The following is a 17,051-nucleotide window of genomic DNA, read 5'->3' as shown; positions in this document are numbered from 1 at the left end:
TTTTCAGAAGCTTTCGAAGATTTCTTCAACAACTTCAACCACTTGCGCTTCCGATCTCTCGTCAGCGGGAGGCGAATTCTACAGCGTTACACGCTGCTGTCAACACCTCTTTTTCAACTTCCTTTTGGCTTCGATGAACTGAAGCAACCTACTGCCGAAACTTACATAACTCATTGTTTACCAAGGAATTTTCCGTTTCGACTGCGCCGGAAGTGGGGCGAATTATAGACTTCTAAAATCTGCCGTCAACCCTTAATTTGTTTTTTCTATCAACGGGGCTGAAAACCGCTAAATCCGCCTCTTTTAGCCTCTCGATAAGGATAATTGAGCAATATATTGCCCAACCTCAAACAGTTAAGCATCATAGCGCCGACGTTTCTCTTAATATGACTTCGGACGAACACTCCCAAATGACCACCTCCCCCCGCAGCCTGGCCTCGACATTGTTCCCCGTCGGCCTGCTGCTGATCGCCATGGCCTCCATCCAGTCCGGCGCCTCGCTGGCCAAGAGCATGTTCCCTATCGTCGGCGCACAAGGCACCACGGCACTGCGCCTGATTTTCGCCAGCGTGATCATGCTGCTTCTATTACGCCCATGGCGCGCCAAGTTGACGGCAAAGTCCCTGCGGACGGTGATCGTCTACGGAATGGCATTGGGCGGCATGAACTTCCTCTTCTATATGTCCTTGCGCAGCGTACCTCTTGGGATTGCGGTCGCCCTGGAATTCACCGGCCCGCTTGCCGTTGCGATCTATGCCTCTCGGCGCGCGGTCGACTTCCTCTGGATTGCCCTGGCGATCGTCGGCTTGCTCTTACTTATCCCGATGGGCGAAGCGAGCAGCGGTATCGATTTACTGGGTGCGGGTTACGCCCTGGGTGCAGGGGTCTGCTGGGCGCTCTACATTCTGTATGGTCAGAAAGCCGGTAATGACAACGGCGTACAGACCGCCGCCCTTGGCGTAATGATCGCGGCCTTGTTTGTTGCCCCTATCGGTATCGTCCATGCAGGCAGCGCATTGCTGACGCCTGCCCTGATCCCGCTCGCCATCGGAGTCGCCATTCTGTCCACCGCCCTCCCCTACACTCTGGAGATGGTTGCACTGACGCGCCTCCCCGCCCGAACTTTCGGCACACTCATGAGCATCGAACCGGCGTTCGGCGCCCTCTCCGGCCTGTTGTTCCTTCACGAACACCTGTCACTCGCACAGTGGCTGGCGATCACGTGCATCATCCTGGCCTCCGTAGGCGCTACTGTGACGATGCGCAGCGAGTCAAAGCCGCTGGTACCAGCGGATTGAAGGCTGTTTGAATCTAGCTCTGGTATTTACCACTCATTTAGGCCATGTTTAAGCCGTAAACGAATGTCATTCATGGAGAATTTCGACAAGGACAGCGCGAACGCTACACCCGAGAGCGAGTAAAGCCAGCCTGTAGTATTGCGGGCCGGCTATTAAGGATAGGAATGAAGCGAATTTTGATACTGTTAATGGTCATGGCGATTACCGGTTGTGCCGCGACCACCAAGACAGAAGTGAAACGTGGCAAAAAAGGGCTGCATATCAACTGTTCCGGCCTGTCTTCTTCCTGGGACCAGTGCTACACCAGCGCAACCAACTCTTGCGGCGCCAAGGGCTACCGGGTTATCGCAAAGTCCGGCGACAATTCCGAGGAACCAGGGGACTACCCCTTCGGCCTTAACCCTGCTGGCTACACCAGCCGCAGCATGATCGTCATCTGCAAGTAGTCGCTTGAGCAGTCACCCCCTGACTGCTCTCATTAAATTCCAGCTACAAACCCAGCCCTTCTCGCCGCTGCGTCTAAACTCCTGCTCGACCATCGAGCCAAGAGAGTTCCCATGACGCACAACAAGAAAATCGTATTGGTAGTGGGCGCCGGAGACGCAACGGGTGGCGCCATTGCCAAACGTTTTGCCCGCGAAGGCTACGTGGCGTGTGTCACCCGCCGCAGCGCCGATAAATTGCAGCCGCTGGTAGACAGCATCCACGCGACAGGCGGTGAAGCCCATGGCTTTGCCTGCGATGCCCGTAAAGAAGAAGACGTCATTGCGCTGATCGAACAGATCGAAACCGAGCTGGGTCCAATTGAGGCCTTCGTGTTCAACATCGGCGCCAACGTGCCGTGCAGCATCTTGGAAGAAACCGCGCGCAAGTATTTCAAGATATGGGAGATGGCTTGCTTCTCCGGGTTCCTGAATGCACGCGAAGTGGCCAAGCGTATGGTCACGCGTAATCGAGGCACCATTCTGTTCACGGGTGCCACCGCAGGATTGCGTGGCGCGGCAGGGTTTGCCGCCTTCGCTGGCGCCAAGCACGGTATCCGGGCACTCGCGCAAAGCATGGCGCGGGAACTGGGGCCCAAGAACATCCACGTCGCCCATGTGGTGGTCGATGGCGCCATCGACACCGACTTCATTCGTGACAATTTCCCGCAGAAATACGCGCTCAAGGACCAGGACGGTATCCTCAACCCCGAGCACATCGCCGAGAATTATTGGTACCTGCACAGCCAGCCACGCGACGCCTGGACATTTGAACTGGACCTGCGTCCCTGGAATGAACCCTGGTAAGCACGACCCCACAATAATAAGCAGCGAGCATCGACCATGCGTAAAACCCTGGAATTCTTCTTTGACCTCGGCAGCCCCGCCACCTACCTGGCTTACACCCAGTTACCCGCACTGTGCGCTTCAACCGGTACGCAGCTGATTTATAAGCCCATGTTATTGGGCGGCGTGTTCAAGGCCACGGGCAACGCCTCTCCCATCACCGTGCCCGCCAAAGGTCGCTACATGTTTGATGACCTGGCGCGCTATGCCCGCCGCTACAACGTACCGCTCAAGTTCAACCCGCACTTTCCCATCAACACCCTGCTGTTGATGCGAGCGGTCACCGGTATTCAATTGCGCCAACCCGAGCGTTTCGATGACTTTGTGGATTGCCTGTTCCTTGCCCTCTGGGTAGATGGCCGTCACTTGGGAGACCCTGCCGTTGTTGCCGCCGTGCTTACCGAACACGGTTTTAATCCCGAAGAGGTTCTGGCCTTGGCCAATGACGAGACGGTAAAGGCCACCCTCAAGGACAACACCGAACAGGCCGTTCAACGCGGTGTGTTCGGTGCGCCCAGCCTATTTGTCGGCAACCAGCTGTTCTTCGGTCAGGACCGTCTGGATTTTGTGCGTGAAGCCCTGACTTAAATCTCAATCGCCAAGCGCCCTTGCGCGCCGCTTGCGAGCACATCGTAGGCGGCGTTCGCACTGTGCAAATTGAATGCACGCCCATCCAGGATCGGCTTGAGCTTACCGGCATCGATCAAGCGCGCTGCCTCGGCAAGAATCTGCCCGTGATGCTCACGCCCCTTACCGGTCAGCAACGGCAGCAAGGTGAACACACCCGAGTAGGTCGCCCCACGAAACGACAGTGGGGCCAGGCTGTGTTGCCCCCATCCCAGGCAACTCACCACATGACCGTGATAGGTCTTGGCGGCTCGAAAGGATGCATCCAGCGTTTCGCCGCCGACAGTGTCATACACAATGTCGAAGCCTTCGCCCGCGGTGTGCTGCGCGACGTACTCTTCGACCGTCTGCTGCTGATAGTCGATAAACGTCGCACCCAGCCCCTCGATTACTGAGCGATGCCTGGCGGAACCCGTGGCATACACCTGCGCTCCGCGAGCAATCGCCAACTGCACTGCGACATGCCCTACACCCCCCGCGCCGCCTTGTATCAGTACTTTGTGCCCGGAGCCTACATGCGCCCGGTCCACCAAGCCCTCCCACGCAGTGATCAGCACCAGCGGCAATACCGCCGCTTCACGCATGCTCAACACCTCAGGTTTCTTCGCCAGCAAGCGGACATCGACGGCCGCGTACTCGGCCAACGAGCCCTGTGCGCCACCAATGCCGGTCGCCAACCCATAGACATCATCGCCCACATGCCAATCACCGACGTCAGGACCTATCGCTTCCACGGTGCCTGCCAAATCCATGCCGAGCACTGCCGGTAATGGCTGCCGGGCGTGGGCAGCCTGGCCTGCGCGGATTTTCCCGTCCAAAGGGTTAAGGCCACTGGCGCTGATTCGGACCAGGACTTGGCCAACGCCTGCTACCGGTTTGGGAATTGTCGTCAGCCGGAACGGCGCGTCCACGGCATCCACAATCAAAGCGTGCATATCAGTCATGTTGGCGATCTCGCGTCATCGAAGAATGAAATCAATGATCCGCCAGCCAATTCATGCTGATAAGACACCAAAAGACTATAGTGCCTATGCTTAATAGGCATGAATTGGAACCCCCAATGGATAAACTCAACGCAATGGCGATTTTCGTTCGAGTGATCGAACGCGGCAGCTTTTCCGCCGTCGCTCGGGAAATGCAAACTACCCAACCCACCATCAGCAAAGTCCTGCGTGCCTTGGAAACCGAACTGGGTGGCAAGCTGATTGCCCGCAGTACACGCCAACTGTCCCTGACCGACGAAGGTCAGCGGTACTACAGCCATTGTCGTGAAATCCTCGCCGCCGTGGACGCCGCCGAACACAGTTTCCAGACCGGCAAAGAGGCGATCGCCGGTCCATTGCGCGTGGGTTCGTCGGTGAGTTTCGGGCGCCTGCAGATTGCTGCACGCTTGAGCGATTTCCTGCAGAAATACCCTGACGTACAAGTAGACCTGCAACTCAACGATCACCTGCAGGACATGGTCAGCGAAGGCTTGGACGTAACCCTGCGAATCGGTGAACTGCGCGACAGCGGCTTGATCGCCAGGCAGATCGGCACTACCCACCGCGTCACCCTGGCCAGCCCGGCCTACCTGGCCAAACATCCCACACCGAAAACCCCGCAGGATCTCAGCCAGCACAACTGCCTGCTGTTCAACCTGCTCAGCAGCCAGAACCAGTGGGTTTACGAAAAGAATGGCACGCGACACAGCGTGCGCATCACCGGCAACGCCCAGAGCAACAACTCCGAAGCGGTGCGGGAGATGGTGTTGACGGGGCTTGGCATTGCGCTGTCGCCCCTGTGGTTGTTCCATGACGATTTGAAAGCCGGCCGCGCGATTGCGTTATTGCAGGACTACACCCCGCAACCACTGCCGATCCATGCGGTGTCAGCACCCAATCGCCGCCAGTCGGCCCGGGTCAAGGCATTCGTCGACTATATGGCCGACGCTTTGGCCCAGGCCCCGGAACTGCAGGCGGTCAAATAGCCGCAGTGCGCACCTGCAACCATTCAAGCGCGGCACCGTCGAGCAATGGACTCAAACGCTCACGTACCTCGGCATGGTAAGCGTTGAACCACTCACGCTCGTCTGCCGTCAGCAGCGACGGTTCCAGGCAGCGCGTGTCGATCGGGCACAAAGTCAGGGTTTCAAACTTGAGGAACTCGCCGAACTCAGTCTTGCCGGCTTCGCGGTTCAGCACCAGGTTCTCGATACGCACGCCCCAGCGTCCCGGGCGGTAAGTGCCCGGTTCGATGGAAGTGATCATCCCCGGCTGCATCGCCGTTTGCGGCGCAGTGGCCGCCTGATAGGCAATCACTTGCGGACCTTCATGCACATTGAGGAAATAGCCTACGCCGTGCCCGGTACCGTGGCCGTAGTCCACGCCTTCGGCCCAGATCGGCGCGCGAGCAATGGCGTCCAGCAGCGGTGACAGGATGCCTTTCGGGAAATGCGCACGGGACAAGGCAATCACGCCCTTGAGCACACGGGTGCAGTCGCGCTTCTGCTCCTCACTCGGCGCACCGATTGGCACCATCCGCGTGATATCCGTGGTGCCGCCGAGGTACTGGCCGCCCGAATCGATCAGCAGCAGGCCATCGCCTTCGATCACTGCGTGCTCTTCTTCCGTGGCGTGGTAATGCGGCATCGCACCGTTGGCGTTATAGGCGGCGATGGTGTTGAAACTCAGCGACACATAACCGGGGCGACGGGTGCGCGCAGCAGTCAGGTGTTCATCGATGGTCAGTTCGGTGATACGTTCGCGACCCAGCGCACTGTCCAGCCAGGCGAAGAATTCGCACAGCGCCGCGCCATCCTGCTCCATGGCTTGGCGGATATGTTCCGCGTCGGCCAGGCTCTTGCGCGACTTGGCAAGTGTCGTTGGGTTGAGACCTTCGATCAGCTTGACACCGGTATCGAGGTTTTCCAGCAAGCCAGCGGTAACGCGAGCCGGGTCGACCTGCAAACTGGCGCCCGCCGGCACCCTACGCAAGGCATCCGCCACTTCGCTGTAGTCGCGCAGCGTCACGCCATCCTGTTCCAGCACCGCCCGCAGCTCGGCATCGACTTTGCTCAGCGCCACGAACAACGTGGCCTGCTGTTGATTGATCAACGCAAAGGACACAAACACTGGGTTGAACGAAACATCCCCTCCACGCAGATTGAACAGCCAGGCGATGTCGTCCAGGGTCGCGATGAAGTGCCAGTCGGCGCCCTTCTCTTTCAAGGCCGCACGCAGCGAGGCGAGTTTCTCACCACGGCTGACGGTGGCCTGAGGCGGCAGGTGTTGATAGATCGGCTGGTTCGGCAGTGTCGGACGGTCTTTCCAGACTTCATCCAACAGGTCGATATCAGTACGCAGTTGTGCACCGCGCTCTGCCAACTTGCCGCCCAAGGTACGCGCCGAGGCCACGGCCATCACTGCACCATCCACCGCGACGACGCCACCTTCCGGCGTCTGCTCGGCCAGCCACTCCAGCGGTCCGGGTTGGCCCGGCTGCAGTTTCACCAATTCGATGCCGCTGCCCTTGAGTTCCTTGGTCGCTTGTTCCCAGTAACGGCTATCGGCCCACACGCCGGCGAAATCCGCAGTGACAATCAGCGTCCCCACCGAACCATGAAACCCCGACAACCATTGCCGCCCCTGCCAATAACCCGGCAGGTACTCGGACAAGTGCGGGTCGGCCGACGGCACCAGCAGGGCGTGAATGCCCTCGCGGTTCATCAGTTCACGGGTGTGCGCCAGGCGCTGGGGAACCGTTCCATGGGTCAAAGGCTGCGTACTCATTGTGTCTCCTGCTAACCACGAATAATTATTATGTATTGCGATAAATGAATCAGACCGCCCAGAACGCCGGTGCACTGGCCAGGGCCGCCTTGATCAATTGCACCGCCTGGTCGATATCCTGCTCGGTGGTAAACCGGCCGAGGCTCAAGCGAATGGTGCGGCCGGCGCTGCGTGCATCATGGCCCAACGCCAGGAGCACGTGGGACGGCGCATTGCTCGCCGAATTACAGGCCGAGGTCGCGGAAAACGCGATCCCCGCACTCAACGCAGCGGCGTTGAATTCGCCTTCGCCAAACGTGAGGCTCAGGGTATGTGGAATACGCTGCGTCGCGCTGCCATTGAGGCGCACGCCGGCCACCGCTTCCAATTGATCCAGCAAGCGCTGACGCAAGGCGACGATTACCGCCTTTTCTTCAGTAAACGACGCCGCCGCCAGGGCAAACGCGGTGCCCATGCCGGCAATCTGATGGGTCGCCAGAGTGCCGGAGCGCAGGCCGCCTTCATGACCGCCGCCGTGAATCTGCGCCAACACCTTCTGCTGCGCCCGTGGGCCGACGTACAACGCGCCGATCCCTTTGGGGCCATACAACTTGTGGGCCGAAAACGACATCAGGTCCACTGGCCATTGCGCCAGATCGATTACCACCTTGCCCGCGCCCTGCGCCGCATCCACATGCAACAACGCGCCGTGTTCACGCACTCGCGCGCCGATGGCGGGGATGTCGTTGAGGGTGCCCAGTTCGTTGTTCACCAGCATCAGCGAGACCAGGAACGTGTCTTCACGCAAGGCTTCGCTGACGGCATCGGCACTGATCAGCCCATCAGCATCCGGCACTAGGTACGTGACGGCCACGCCGGCTTCCTGCAGTTGCCGGGCGGTATCCAACGTGGCCTTGTGTTCGATCTGGCTGGTGATGATATGCCCACCCGCCACGCCTCGTGCCTGGGCCACGCCCTTGATTGCAAGGTTGTTGGATTCGGTGGCGCCGGAGGTCCAGACGATTTGCTCGGGGTTGGCACCGACCAATTCGGCCACCTGGCGACGCGCCTGCTCGACCGTATGCCGGGCCGCCTGGCCGAACGCATGGGAACTGGACGCGGGGTTACCGAAATTGGCATTGAAGCCCAGACACTCGACCATTACCTGGATGACCCGCTCATCCACCGGGGTGGTGGCGGCGTAGTCGAAATACAGCGGACGTTTATTCATGACGTTAAAAACTCGCAGAGCAGGTTCCCGAGAGCAGCGTCTCAGGGGCACGGACCGGAACAGAGGTCGTCAGGTTTAACCGATCGAATGCCATTAAAGAAGGACCACTTTATGTAAATGTGCGTAGGAACGCTCCTGAAATTCAGCTTAACAGGCTGAAGTCGCACCATGGCAAACAAAAAGCCCGAGGTTCCTTAGGGGAATCCTCGGGCTTTTTGCCGTCAGGCGCGGGCTCAACTGGGACGACCATGCAGGGTCACGCTGCGTTCGGCATTCATTTCGCCCTGGCGATCAAAGCCGAAAGGCGTCTGTGGCTGGCCGGTCAACGCGGCGCGCTGTTGTTGGTATTCATCAAACGACAAACCACGACGACTCAATGCTTCCAGGGCCAACTGCTTGGTTTCTTCCGCCGTGTAGGGGCGCAATTCTGGCGAAGGATGGGTCGCACATCCGGCGAGGACTGAGCTGACAATCAATAAGGAAACAGCGAGAAATCGGTTCATGGCGGCGGCCCTGCAAAGGAGGTTTCGAGTCAATGAACACAGGCTACTCCCGGCCCCGCACGGTGAAAAATCACCTGCCTTGATAGTCGCTATCAACCGCCAAGACACCTCCAATAGCAGGACCTTCATATTTCTTTATGATCTATAAATATGGAAATACGTTCATTTACGGAATAAATACAACCCTCTATAACGGGTGCTACGCCGCATTGGCACTGTTGCCCACGCAACTGTTGCCAGCGCAACAGCCAATCAACAAATCACCAACCAGACAACAGCGACACTTATCGGCAGCAAGCCTGCAACCCACGCCAATCAAGGCTCGCGCCCGTTGGTATAGCTCTTGCTCAACAGGTTGCACCCACCCGTTCTGCACCCCTGTTGAAAAAGGAACTGTTCATGACCCGTCCCCTGAATGTCGTTGCCCTCTCCGGTGGAACCTGGCGCCCGTCACGCACCCTGGTGCTGACCCAAGCGGTGCTCGCCGAACTGGCCACGTTGCTGCCGATCCAGACCACCCTGATCGAATTGGGCGACATTGCCCGGCCTCTGGGAGGTGCGCTGTCCCGTGACGAACTGCCGGCAGACGTCGAATCCCAACTGTTGGCCATCGAACAGGCCGACCTGCTGATCGTCGCCGCGCCGGTGTATCGCGGCTCCTACCCCGGCCTGCTCAAGCATCTGTTCGACTTGATCGGCCTCAACGCCCTGATCAACACGCCGATACTGCTTGCCGCCACCGGCGGCAGCGAACGCCATGCGCTGGTGCTCGATCACCAATTGCGTCCGCTGTTCAGCTTTTTCCAGGCGTTGACCTTGCCGATCGGTGTGTACGCCACCGAAGCCGACTTCACCGACTACCAAATAACCAGTGAACTATTAAAAGCCCGTATTCAACTGGCGGCAGAACGTGCAGCGCCTTTGTTTGCAGCGCACTCCCTCTCTCTGCTGAAAATCGCTTAAGGATTGGTCATGGATGTTTTCTGGTTTCTACCCACACACGGCGACGGGCATTACCTGGGCACCACCCAAGGTGCGCGGCCGGTCACCCTCAATTATCTGAAACAAGTCGCTCAGGCCGCTGACAATCTCGGCTACTACGGCGTGCTGATTCCCACCGGGCGTTCGTGCGAAGACTCCTGGGTCATCGCCTCGGCGCTGGTGCCGCTGACCGAACGCCTGCGTTACCTGGTGGCGATTCGTCCGGGCATCATCTCGCCGACTGTTTCTGCCCGCATGGCGGCAACCTTGGATCGCCTGTCCAACGGCCGCTTGCTGATCAACGTGGTGACCGGCGGCGACCCGGATGAAAACCGTGGCGACGGCAGTTTCCTCGACCACAGTGAACGTTACGAAGTCTCCGATGAATTCCTACAGATCTGGCGTCGTGTGTTGCAGGGCGAATCGGTAGATTTCGAAGGCAAACACCTGCGCGTGCAGAACGCCAAGGCGCTTTACCCACCGGTGCAGAAGCCTTATCCACCGCTGTATTTTGGCGGATCCTCCGACGCCGCCCACGACCTTGCCGCCGAGCAGGTCGACGTCTACCTGACCTGGGGCGAACCGCCTGCCGCCGTCGCAGAAAAACTCGCGGACGTGCGTGAGCGCGCCGCACGCCAAGGGCGCACGGTGAAATTCGGCATTCGCCTGCATGTGATCGTGCGCGAAACCGAAGAGGACGCCTGGAAAGCCGCCGACAAACTGATCGAACACATCAGCGACGAAACCATCGCCGCCGCGCAAAAATCCTTCTCGCGTTTTGACTCCGAAGGTCAGCGGCGCATGGCCGCCCTGCACGACGGGCGCCGCGACAACCTGGAAATCGCCCCCAACCTGTGGGCCGGCGTCGGCCTGGTGCGCGGCGGTGCCGGCACGGCGTTGGTGGGCAACCCGCAACAAGTCGCCGAGCGCATCAAGGAATACGCGGACTTGGGGATCGAGAGTTTCATCTTCTCCGGCTATCCGCACCTGGAAGAGGCGTATCGCTTCGCCGAACTGGTGTTCCCGCTGCTACCGGAACCCTACGCCAGCCTGGCCGGACGTGGCGTCACCAACCTCACGGGCCCGTTTGGCGAAATGATTGCCAACGATGTACTGCCAACGACAAAGGCCTGAACCGCTGCTCTTCTGTAGGAGCCGGCTTGTTGTGGTGAGTGGGGCTTGTCCCCCGACGGGTTCGCCGCCGACGCAAGGGGGGCTGCTTCGCAGCCCAGCGCAGGGCAAGCCTGCTCCTACAAGGAAAATAGAGGAAACCCCGTGACAGCCAAACCCCACAGCGTCCTGCCCTCCCCCTTGCAGACCGCCAAACTGCTGGCCGCCGAATTCGCCCTCACCGCCGTCGAGCGCGACGAGCGCGGCGGCACGCCCAAAGCCGAACGTGACGCCCTGCGCCACAGCGGCCTGCTGGCTCTGAGCATCCCCACCCAATACGGCGGCCTCGGCGCACGCTGGAGCGAAACCCTGGGCATCGTGCGCGAATTCGCCAAGGTCGACAGTTCCATCGCCCATGTCTTCGGCTTCCACCACCTGATGCTTGCCACCGTGCGCCTGTTTGCGCGCCCGGACCAATGGCAACCCTGGTTCGAACAGACCGCGCGCAAAAACTGGTTCTGGGGCAACGCCCTCAACCCGCTGGACACCCGCACGGTGGTCAAGGACTTCGGCGGCTGGCGCGAGTTCTCCGGCAAAAAGAGCTTCTGCTCCGGCGCCAGCGACTCGGAAATGCTGATCGCCTCGGCGGTGGACGAAACCGCCGGCGGCAAGCTGCTGATCGCCGCAATCCCGAGCGGGCGCAGCGGCATCACCTTGCACAACGACTGGAACAATATCGGTCAGCGCCAGACCGACAGCGGCAGCGCCAGCTTCGAACGGGTGCGCGTCGAAGAATCCGAATTGCTGCTCGATCCCGGCCCACTGAGTACGCCCTTTGCCTGCCTGCGCCCGCTGATCGCCCAGTTGACCTTCACACATATGTTTCTCGGCATTGCCGAAGGCGCCTTCGAAGAAGCGCGCAACTACACCCTGACCGAAACCCGCGCCTGGCATAAGTCCTCGGCTGAAGACGTGCGCCAAGACCCTTACGTGCTGCATCACTACGGTGAGTTCTGGGTTGCCCTGGAAGGTATCCGCCTGCTGGTGGAGCACGCCGCAGAGTTGCTCGACCAAGCCTGGGCCAAGGGCCCGAACCTCAGCGAAACCGAGCGCGGCCAGCTAGCCATTGCCATCGCCACCGCCAAAGTCGCCGCCACCCGTCAGGGGCTGGACTTGTGCAGTCGGTTGTTCGAAGTCACTGGCGCGCGCTCCACCCACGCCTCGCTACGGCTGGACCGCCACTGGCGCAACCTGCGTACGCAGACCCTGCACGATCCGGTGGACTACAAACTTCACGAACTGGGGGATTGGGCGTTGAACCAATCCCTGCCAATTCCTACGTTCTATTCCTAAGAGAGGTGCCCATGCAGCTGTTGACCCTACCGCCCTCGCCCGCACTCGCGACGTCGATCCGCGCCACGGCCCAGGTCTTCGAAGACCCGAAATCCCAGGCGTTGCTCGACCATATCCAGCAAGTGGCGCCGAGCGAAGCCAGCGTGCTGATCATCGGCGAGACCGGCACTGGTAAAGAGCTGGTGGCGCGCCACATCCATAACCTCAGCGCGCGGCGCAACCGACCGTTTGTGGCGGTGAACTGCGGGGCGTTCTCCGAATCCCTGGTGGAAGCCGAGCTGTTCGGCCATGAAAAAGGCGCCTTTACCGGCGCCCTCAGTGCCAAGGCCGGTTGGTTTGAAGAGGCAGACGGCGGCACCCTGTTCCTGGATGAGATCGGCGATTTGCCGATGGCAATCCAAGTGAAGCTGCTGCGCGTGCTACAAGAGCGTGAAGTCGTACGCCTGGGTTCGCGTAAGAGCATTCCGATTGATGTGCGCGTATTGGCCGCGACCAACGTGCAACTGGAAAAGGCCATCAATGCCGGGCATTTCCGTGAAGACCTCTATTATCGCCTCGACGTGGTCAGCCTGGAACTCAGCCCGTTGCGCGAGCGCCCCGGCGATATCCTGCCGCTGACCCGGCACTTCATCGAAGCCTACAGCCAGCGCCTGGGCTACGGCCCGATCACGATCAGTCGTGAGGCCGAGCACAAACTCAAGACCTACAGCTGGCCCGGCAACATCCGCGAGCTGGAGAACGTGATTCACCATACCTTGTTGATCTGCCGTAACGGCGTGATCGAACGGGACGACCTGCGCCTGTCGAACATGCGCATCGAACGCCAGGACGACAGCCAGCACGGCACCGACAACAGCGCCGAAGCCTTGCTCGCGCGCGCCTTCCAGAAGCTGTTCGAGGAACAGGCCGGCGCCCTGCACGAAAAGGTCGAGGACGCCCTGCTACGTGCCGCCTATCGTTTCAGCCATTACAACCAGGTACACACCGCCAACCTGTTGGGCTTGAGCCGCAACGTCACACGTACGCGCCTGATCAAGATCGGCGAGCTGGCAGTGAACAAGCGCCGACCCGGTGAAAACGTGCAAGGCGAGCGCATGCTGCATTTATCCATTTAGGCGGCAGTGCAACGCGTTGTCATGGCTGCGCTCGAAACTGCGCAGCACCTGGAACGAACCGAAGGTCACCGCCGTGGCCTGATGGGCGCGGATCAGCGTCCAGAAATCTTCCTCGCCATGCTCAAAGCACTGGAAAGCCGCCTCGCCGTCTTCACGCGAGCGCCATTGCAGGTAGTTGAGCACCCGCCGTCCGTCATCACTGACCTGCACACTTGCATTGATAAAGCCGCCGTGGCCCTGGGCCAGGCGTTCGCTTTGGGTGGTCAAGGCCGCCACCAGGGCGACTTGCTGCTGGGGCTCGATCTGAAATTCAATCAATTGAGTGAAGCTGCGATTTTTCTCTGATACCTGCATGAACACTCCCCTTCCTCTGTAGGCAGAATCTTGCGATTCGATGCCACGCAGGGTAAAACCTCTAGTTAAGTCAAGGTCAAGCGTTGTCTGGGAGTTTTTTCATGCTCAACAAAGAGCTTACCGTCGGCCAACTGGCCGCCCGCAGCGGTGTGGCGGTCACAGCCCTGCATTTCTATGAAACCAAGGGGCTGATCAAGAGCAATCGCAATGCCGGCAACCAGCGGCGCTATCCGCGGGATGCGCTGCGGCGCGTGGTGGTGATCAAGATCGCCCAGCGTTTGGGCATACCACTGGCAACGATCGGCGAGGCGTTGCAGGCCTTGCCGGATGGGCGTACGCCCACGGCGCAGGATTGGGATCGTTTGTCCGCACTGTGGCGGGAAGACCTGGATGAGCGCATCAATAAACTGATGCTGCTGCGGGACAAGCTCAATGGCTGTATTGGGTGCGGGTGCCTGTCGATGGAGGCGTGCCCGTTGCGTAATCAGGATGACAAGCTCGGCGAGTGCGGGCCAGGTGCACAGTTGTTGGAGCCCACCCCCAAATCCTGAAGTGACAATCCAATCAATGTGGGAGCTGGCTTGCCTGCGAAAGCGGTGTATCAGTAGCAGATGTGCAAGCTGACCCACCGCTTTCGCAGGCAAGCCAGCTCCCACAGTTGATCGGTGTTGGACTCAGAACCCAGGGGCAATCTGGCCTTTGTAACGGGTCAGGATGAACTGGCGCACCTCATCGGAATTCAACGCCTTGGCCAGTTTCTGGATGCGCGGGTCGTTGATGTTATCCGGCCGCGCCACCAGGTACTCGACGTACAGCGACTTGCCCTTCTCCACGATCAACGCGCTGTTGGTATCGATCCCCGCTTCCAGGGCGTAGTTGGCAAACACAAACGCCAAATCCACCTGGCTCACCGAACGGGCCAGCAAGGCGCCTTCCAGTTCGCGAATCTTCAAGTGCTTGGGGTTATCCGCAATATCGCGCGGCGTGCTCAGGGTGTTGCTCGGGTCTTTGAGCTTGATCAGGCCCGCTTCATCCAGCAGCACCAGGGCGCGGCCAGTGTTGACCGGGTCGTTGGGGATCGACACCGTGGCACCGTCCTTCAGCTCCGCGATGTTTTTGATCTTGGTCGAATACGCACCAAAGGGTTCGATATGCACGCCCACCACCGGCACCAGGTCGGTGTGACGGGTTTTGTTGTAATCATCGAGGAACGGGCGGTATTGGTAATAGTTGGCGTCGATGTTCTTCAACGACAGTTGTTGATTGGGCTGGATGAAGTCGGTGAAGACTTTGATCTGCAAGTCCACGCCCTCCTTGGCCAGCACCGGTTTGACGAACTCGAGGATTTCCGCATGGGGCACTGGGGTCGCACCGACCACCAGCTTTTCATTGGCAACGGCATTCAACGACAGGACAGCGGCCAAAATGGCCAGGGACTTTTTCATACATGCTCCGAAGGCAGTTGTTATAGGAATCAACGGCGGCTGTAACGCGCCACCAAACGGTCACCGGTCATCTGCAGCGCCTGCACCAGCACCAACAGCAGCACCACGGTGACCACCATTACGTCGGTCTGAAAACGCTGGTAGCCATAGCGAATCGCCAAGTCACCCAAACCACCGCCACCGATCACGCCGGCCATGGCGGTGTAGTCCACCAGCACAATCGCGGTCACGGTCACTGCGGCCAGCAGCCCGCCTCGGGCCTCCGGCAACAGGGTGTGGCGGATCACCTGCCAGGTGCTGGCGCCCATGGACTGGGTGGCCTCGACCACGCCGCGATCCACCTCGCGCAGCGCGGTTTCCACCAGCCGCGCAAAGAACGGCGTACAGCCCACCACCAGCGGCGGGATGGTGCCCGGCACGCCGAGGGAGGTGCCCACCAGCAAGGTAGTCAGCGGGATCAACACGATCAGCAGGATGATGAACGGCAGCGAACGCAGCACATTGACCACCACCGACAACAACCGATACACCACCAGCGCCTCGTGCAACTGGCGCTTGCCGGTGAGAAACAGCAGCACGCCCAGGGGCAACCCCAGCAGCACGGTAAAACCCAGCGCAGCCACGAGCATGCTCAGGGTTTCCAGGCAGGCCTGGCCGATGTCGGCCCAGTAGATGTTCTTGAACAGTTCGGCCATGGATCACGACCAGTCATGGCGCGGGGGCTTGGCACCGTTGAGCAACCAATTGCCCACCACGTGGTACTTCCAGCGCACCGGGTCGTGCAAGGTGTGGACCCGCGCGTTGCGCCAGTGGCGGTCGAAGTTGTGCTTCTTCAAGGTAGAACGGGTGCCACCCAGTTCGAACAGTTTGTTGCTGGCTTCAATCGCGATTTCAGTGGTCAGCACTTTGGCGCGGGCGACGGCCAGAGACGCGTGGGCGACGTTGTCTTCATCTGGGGCCGGACGCGCGGCGTCCAGGGCAAAACCGGCGCGGTCGAGCAAGGCTTCGGCGGCTTCCAGGCGAATATCCAGGGCACCGACCTGAATGATGGTTAGTGGATCCTCACTGGCTTTTTCCACCCCGGCGTCGATCCATGGCCGGGCAAATTGCTGCACGAACTGCACCGTGTCACGCAGCGCGGCGCGGGCAATGCCAGCGTCGATGGCGGCAGTGGTCAGTTGTGCGAAAGGCCCGGCCAACGTTGGGGAATCGTAGGATTTGTGCGTAGGAAACAGATTGAATGCCGGCACCCGCAGATCCTGCGCGAGTACCGTCCCGCTGGAAGTGGTGCGTTGGCCCATGCTGTCCCAATCGTCAACCACCACCAGCCCTTCGGTGCCACGCGGCACAAAGGCCAACTGGGCATTTTGCTGTTCATCCAGCGCCAGCACCACCAGCCAATGGGCGTACAGCGAGCCGGTGCAATAGCCCTTGCGCCCGTTGATCACATAGCCGTCGCCTTCGCGGCGAATAGTGGCCTGGATGTCCTGCACGTGCTTGCCGCCGGTTTCCGACAGCGCATTCGCAAACCGGTGACCTTGCAACGCCAGGCCAAAGAAGTGTGCCTGTTGCTCGGGCGTACCTTGCAGGCGGATATCTTCCAGCAGGCAGTAGTGGTTCTGCGGGATCTGCCCCAATGACGGGTCGGCCGCCGAAATAATTGCGATCACCTGGGCCAGCACCGCGTAAGACACCTGCGCCCCGCCGAACGCGCGCGGCACACTGATGCCCCACAGGCCGCTGTTGGAATACAGGTCCACCACCTCGGCGGGCACCTGGCGAGTGCGGTCGCGCTCGGCGTCCTGTTCCAAGAGGACGGCGGCGACGCGGTGGGCGACGGCAATCGCCTCGGCTGCATCGCGGATCAATGCGGCATGGGGCGTGTGGATCGGGTAATCGGCAGACACAGGCAGTACAGACATACAACGCTCTCGGGCGAATGGTTTGCCAGAGGTAT

19 protein-coding genes are annotated in these 17,051 nt (G+C 60.1%); 11 read left to right on the top strand and 8 right to left on the bottom strand.

Going from position 1 to position 17,051, the window contains the following annotated elements; all coding sequences use genetic code 11:
- The 5 genes from EJ576_RS29900 to EJ576_RS26010 all read left to right on the top strand — a co-directional run.
- Positions 1–228 (top strand): hypothetical protein (locus EJ576_RS29900; RefSeq protein ID WP_218570340.1); only part of this gene is annotated, 228 nt, incomplete at its 5' end.
- A gap of 182 nt (positions 229–410) precedes the next feature.
- Positions 411–1,298, top strand: coding sequence for a threonine/homoserine exporter RhtA (rhtA, locus tag EJ576_RS26025; RefSeq protein WP_126571457.1), 888 nt, complete (start codon positions 411–413; stop codon positions 1,296–1,298).
- A gap of 164 nt (positions 1,299–1,462) precedes the next feature.
- A complete protein-coding gene (locus EJ576_RS26020) occupies positions 1,463–1,744 on the top strand; it encodes a hypothetical protein (protein ID WP_028615818.1) in 282 nt (93 codons plus the stop codon).
- A gap of 111 nt (positions 1,745–1,855) precedes the next feature.
- Entirely contained in the window at positions 1,856–2,587 is a 732-nt protein-coding gene (locus EJ576_RS26015; RefSeq protein ID WP_126571456.1) for an SDR family oxidoreductase, read from the top strand.
- Positions 2,588–2,623: 36 nt separating this feature from the next.
- On the top strand, positions 2,624–3,214 hold the full coding sequence (locus EJ576_RS26010) for a 2-hydroxychromene-2-carboxylate isomerase (protein ID WP_122725468.1): 591 nt from the start codon (positions 2,624–2,626) through the stop codon (positions 3,212–3,214).
- Here the strand turns inward: EJ576_RS26010 and EJ576_RS26005 are convergent.
- Complete coding sequence (locus EJ576_RS26005) at positions 3,211–4,197, bottom strand: zinc-dependent alcohol dehydrogenase family protein (RefSeq protein WP_122725466.1); 987 nt, start codon at positions 4,195–4,197, stop codon at positions 3,211–3,213. The genes EJ576_RS26010 and EJ576_RS26005 overlap by 4 nt on opposite strands.
- Before the next feature lie 116 nt (positions 4,198–4,313).
- Between EJ576_RS26005 and EJ576_RS26000 the strand changes: the two genes are divergently transcribed.
- Positions 4,314–5,222 (top strand): LysR family transcriptional regulator, encoded by a 909-nt coding sequence (locus tag EJ576_RS26000; RefSeq protein ID WP_126571455.1) that lies wholly within the window; start codon positions 4,314–4,316, stop codon positions 5,220–5,222.
- Here EJ576_RS26000 and EJ576_RS25995 read toward each other — a convergent pair.
- The 3 genes from EJ576_RS25995 to EJ576_RS25985 all read right to left on the bottom strand — a co-directional run bounded on the left by EJ576_RS25995 (position 5,215) and on the right by EJ576_RS25985 (position 8,736).
- Complete coding sequence (locus EJ576_RS25995) at positions 5,215–7,023, bottom strand: aminopeptidase P family protein (protein ID WP_126571454.1); 1,809 nt, start codon at positions 7,021–7,023, stop codon at positions 5,215–5,217. The genes EJ576_RS26000 and EJ576_RS25995 overlap by 8 nt on opposite strands.
- Positions 7,024–7,072: 49 nt before the next feature.
- Positions 7,073–8,233, bottom strand: coding sequence for a cysteine desulfurase family protein (locus EJ576_RS25990; RefSeq protein WP_126571453.1), 1,161 nt, complete (start codon positions 8,231–8,233; stop codon positions 7,073–7,075).
- A gap of 233 nt (positions 8,234–8,466) precedes the next feature.
- A complete protein-coding gene (locus EJ576_RS25985; protein ID WP_126571452.1) occupies positions 8,467–8,736 on the bottom strand; it encodes a hypothetical protein in 270 nt (89 codons plus the stop codon).
- Between the two features lie 399 nt (positions 8,737–9,135).
- Here EJ576_RS25985 and msuE point away from each other — a divergent pair, with 399 nt between their 5' ends.
- The 4 genes from msuE to EJ576_RS25965 all read left to right on the top strand — a co-directional run bounded on the left by msuE (position 9,136) and on the right by EJ576_RS25965 (position 13,295).
- Positions 9,136–9,699 carry an FMN reductase gene (msuE, locus tag EJ576_RS25980; protein ID WP_126571451.1) on the top strand — a complete coding sequence of 188 codons (564 nt, stop codon included), beginning with the start codon at positions 9,136–9,138 and terminating at the stop codon, positions 9,697–9,699.
- A 9-nt stretch (positions 9,700–9,708) separates the two neighbouring features.
- Positions 9,709–10,851 (top strand): FMNH2-dependent alkanesulfonate monooxygenase, encoded by a 1,143-nt coding sequence (gene ssuD / locus EJ576_RS25975; protein ID WP_122725454.1) that lies wholly within the window; start codon positions 9,709–9,711, stop codon positions 10,849–10,851.
- A gap of 141 nt (positions 10,852–10,992) precedes the next feature.
- A complete protein-coding gene (locus EJ576_RS25970) occupies positions 10,993–12,180 on the top strand; it encodes an acyl-CoA dehydrogenase family protein (protein WP_122684572.1) in 1,188 nt (395 codons plus the stop codon).
- 11 nt (positions 12,181–12,191) lie between these two features.
- Positions 12,192–13,295 (top strand): sigma-54-dependent Fis family transcriptional regulator, encoded by a 1,104-nt coding sequence (locus EJ576_RS25965; protein ID WP_126571450.1) that lies wholly within the window; start codon positions 12,192–12,194, stop codon positions 13,293–13,295.
- Here EJ576_RS25965 and EJ576_RS25960 read toward each other — a convergent pair.
- Positions 13,284–13,649: an antibiotic biosynthesis monooxygenase gene (locus EJ576_RS25960; RefSeq protein ID WP_026000062.1), complete on the bottom strand. Its 366-nt coding sequence runs from the start codon at positions 13,647–13,649 to the stop codon at positions 13,284–13,286. The genes EJ576_RS25965 and EJ576_RS25960 overlap by 12 nt on opposite strands.
- Positions 13,650–13,750: 101 nt before the next feature.
- On the opposite strand from EJ576_RS25960, the gene soxR reads away from it, so the two are divergent.
- Positions 13,751–14,200, top strand: coding sequence for a redox-sensitive transcriptional activator SoxR (soxR, locus tag EJ576_RS25955; protein WP_122725445.1), 450 nt, complete (start codon positions 13,751–13,753; stop codon positions 14,198–14,200).
- A 123-nt stretch (positions 14,201–14,323) separates the two neighbouring features.
- Here soxR and EJ576_RS25950 read toward each other — a convergent pair whose 3' ends face one another.
- From EJ576_RS25950 to EJ576_RS25940, 3 genes are read right to left on the bottom strand one after another with little or no spacing between them, the layout of a single operon-like run.
- Positions 14,324–15,094, bottom strand: coding sequence for a MetQ/NlpA family ABC transporter substrate-binding protein (locus EJ576_RS25950; RefSeq protein ID WP_068932470.1), 771 nt, complete (start codon positions 15,092–15,094; stop codon positions 14,324–14,326).
- A gap of 29 nt (positions 15,095–15,123) precedes the next feature.
- Positions 15,124–15,789: a methionine ABC transporter permease gene (locus EJ576_RS25945; RefSeq protein ID WP_099493837.1), complete on the bottom strand. Its 666-nt coding sequence runs from the start codon at positions 15,787–15,789 to the stop codon at positions 15,124–15,126.
- A 3-nt stretch (positions 15,790–15,792) separates the two neighbouring features.
- Positions 15,793–17,016 (bottom strand): SfnB family sulfur acquisition oxidoreductase, encoded by a 1,224-nt coding sequence (locus tag EJ576_RS25940; RefSeq protein WP_126571449.1) that lies wholly within the window; start codon positions 17,014–17,016, stop codon positions 15,793–15,795.
- Positions 17,017–17,051 lie beyond the last annotated feature (35 nt).

The sequence above is a fragment of the Pseudomonas sp. C 49-2 genome (assembly GCF_003970195.1).
Lineage (GTDB): Bacteria > Pseudomonadota > Gammaproteobacteria > Pseudomonadales > Pseudomonadaceae > Aquipseudomonas > Aquipseudomonas canadensis.
This window is presented reverse-complemented; position numbering and strand designations above follow the sequence as displayed.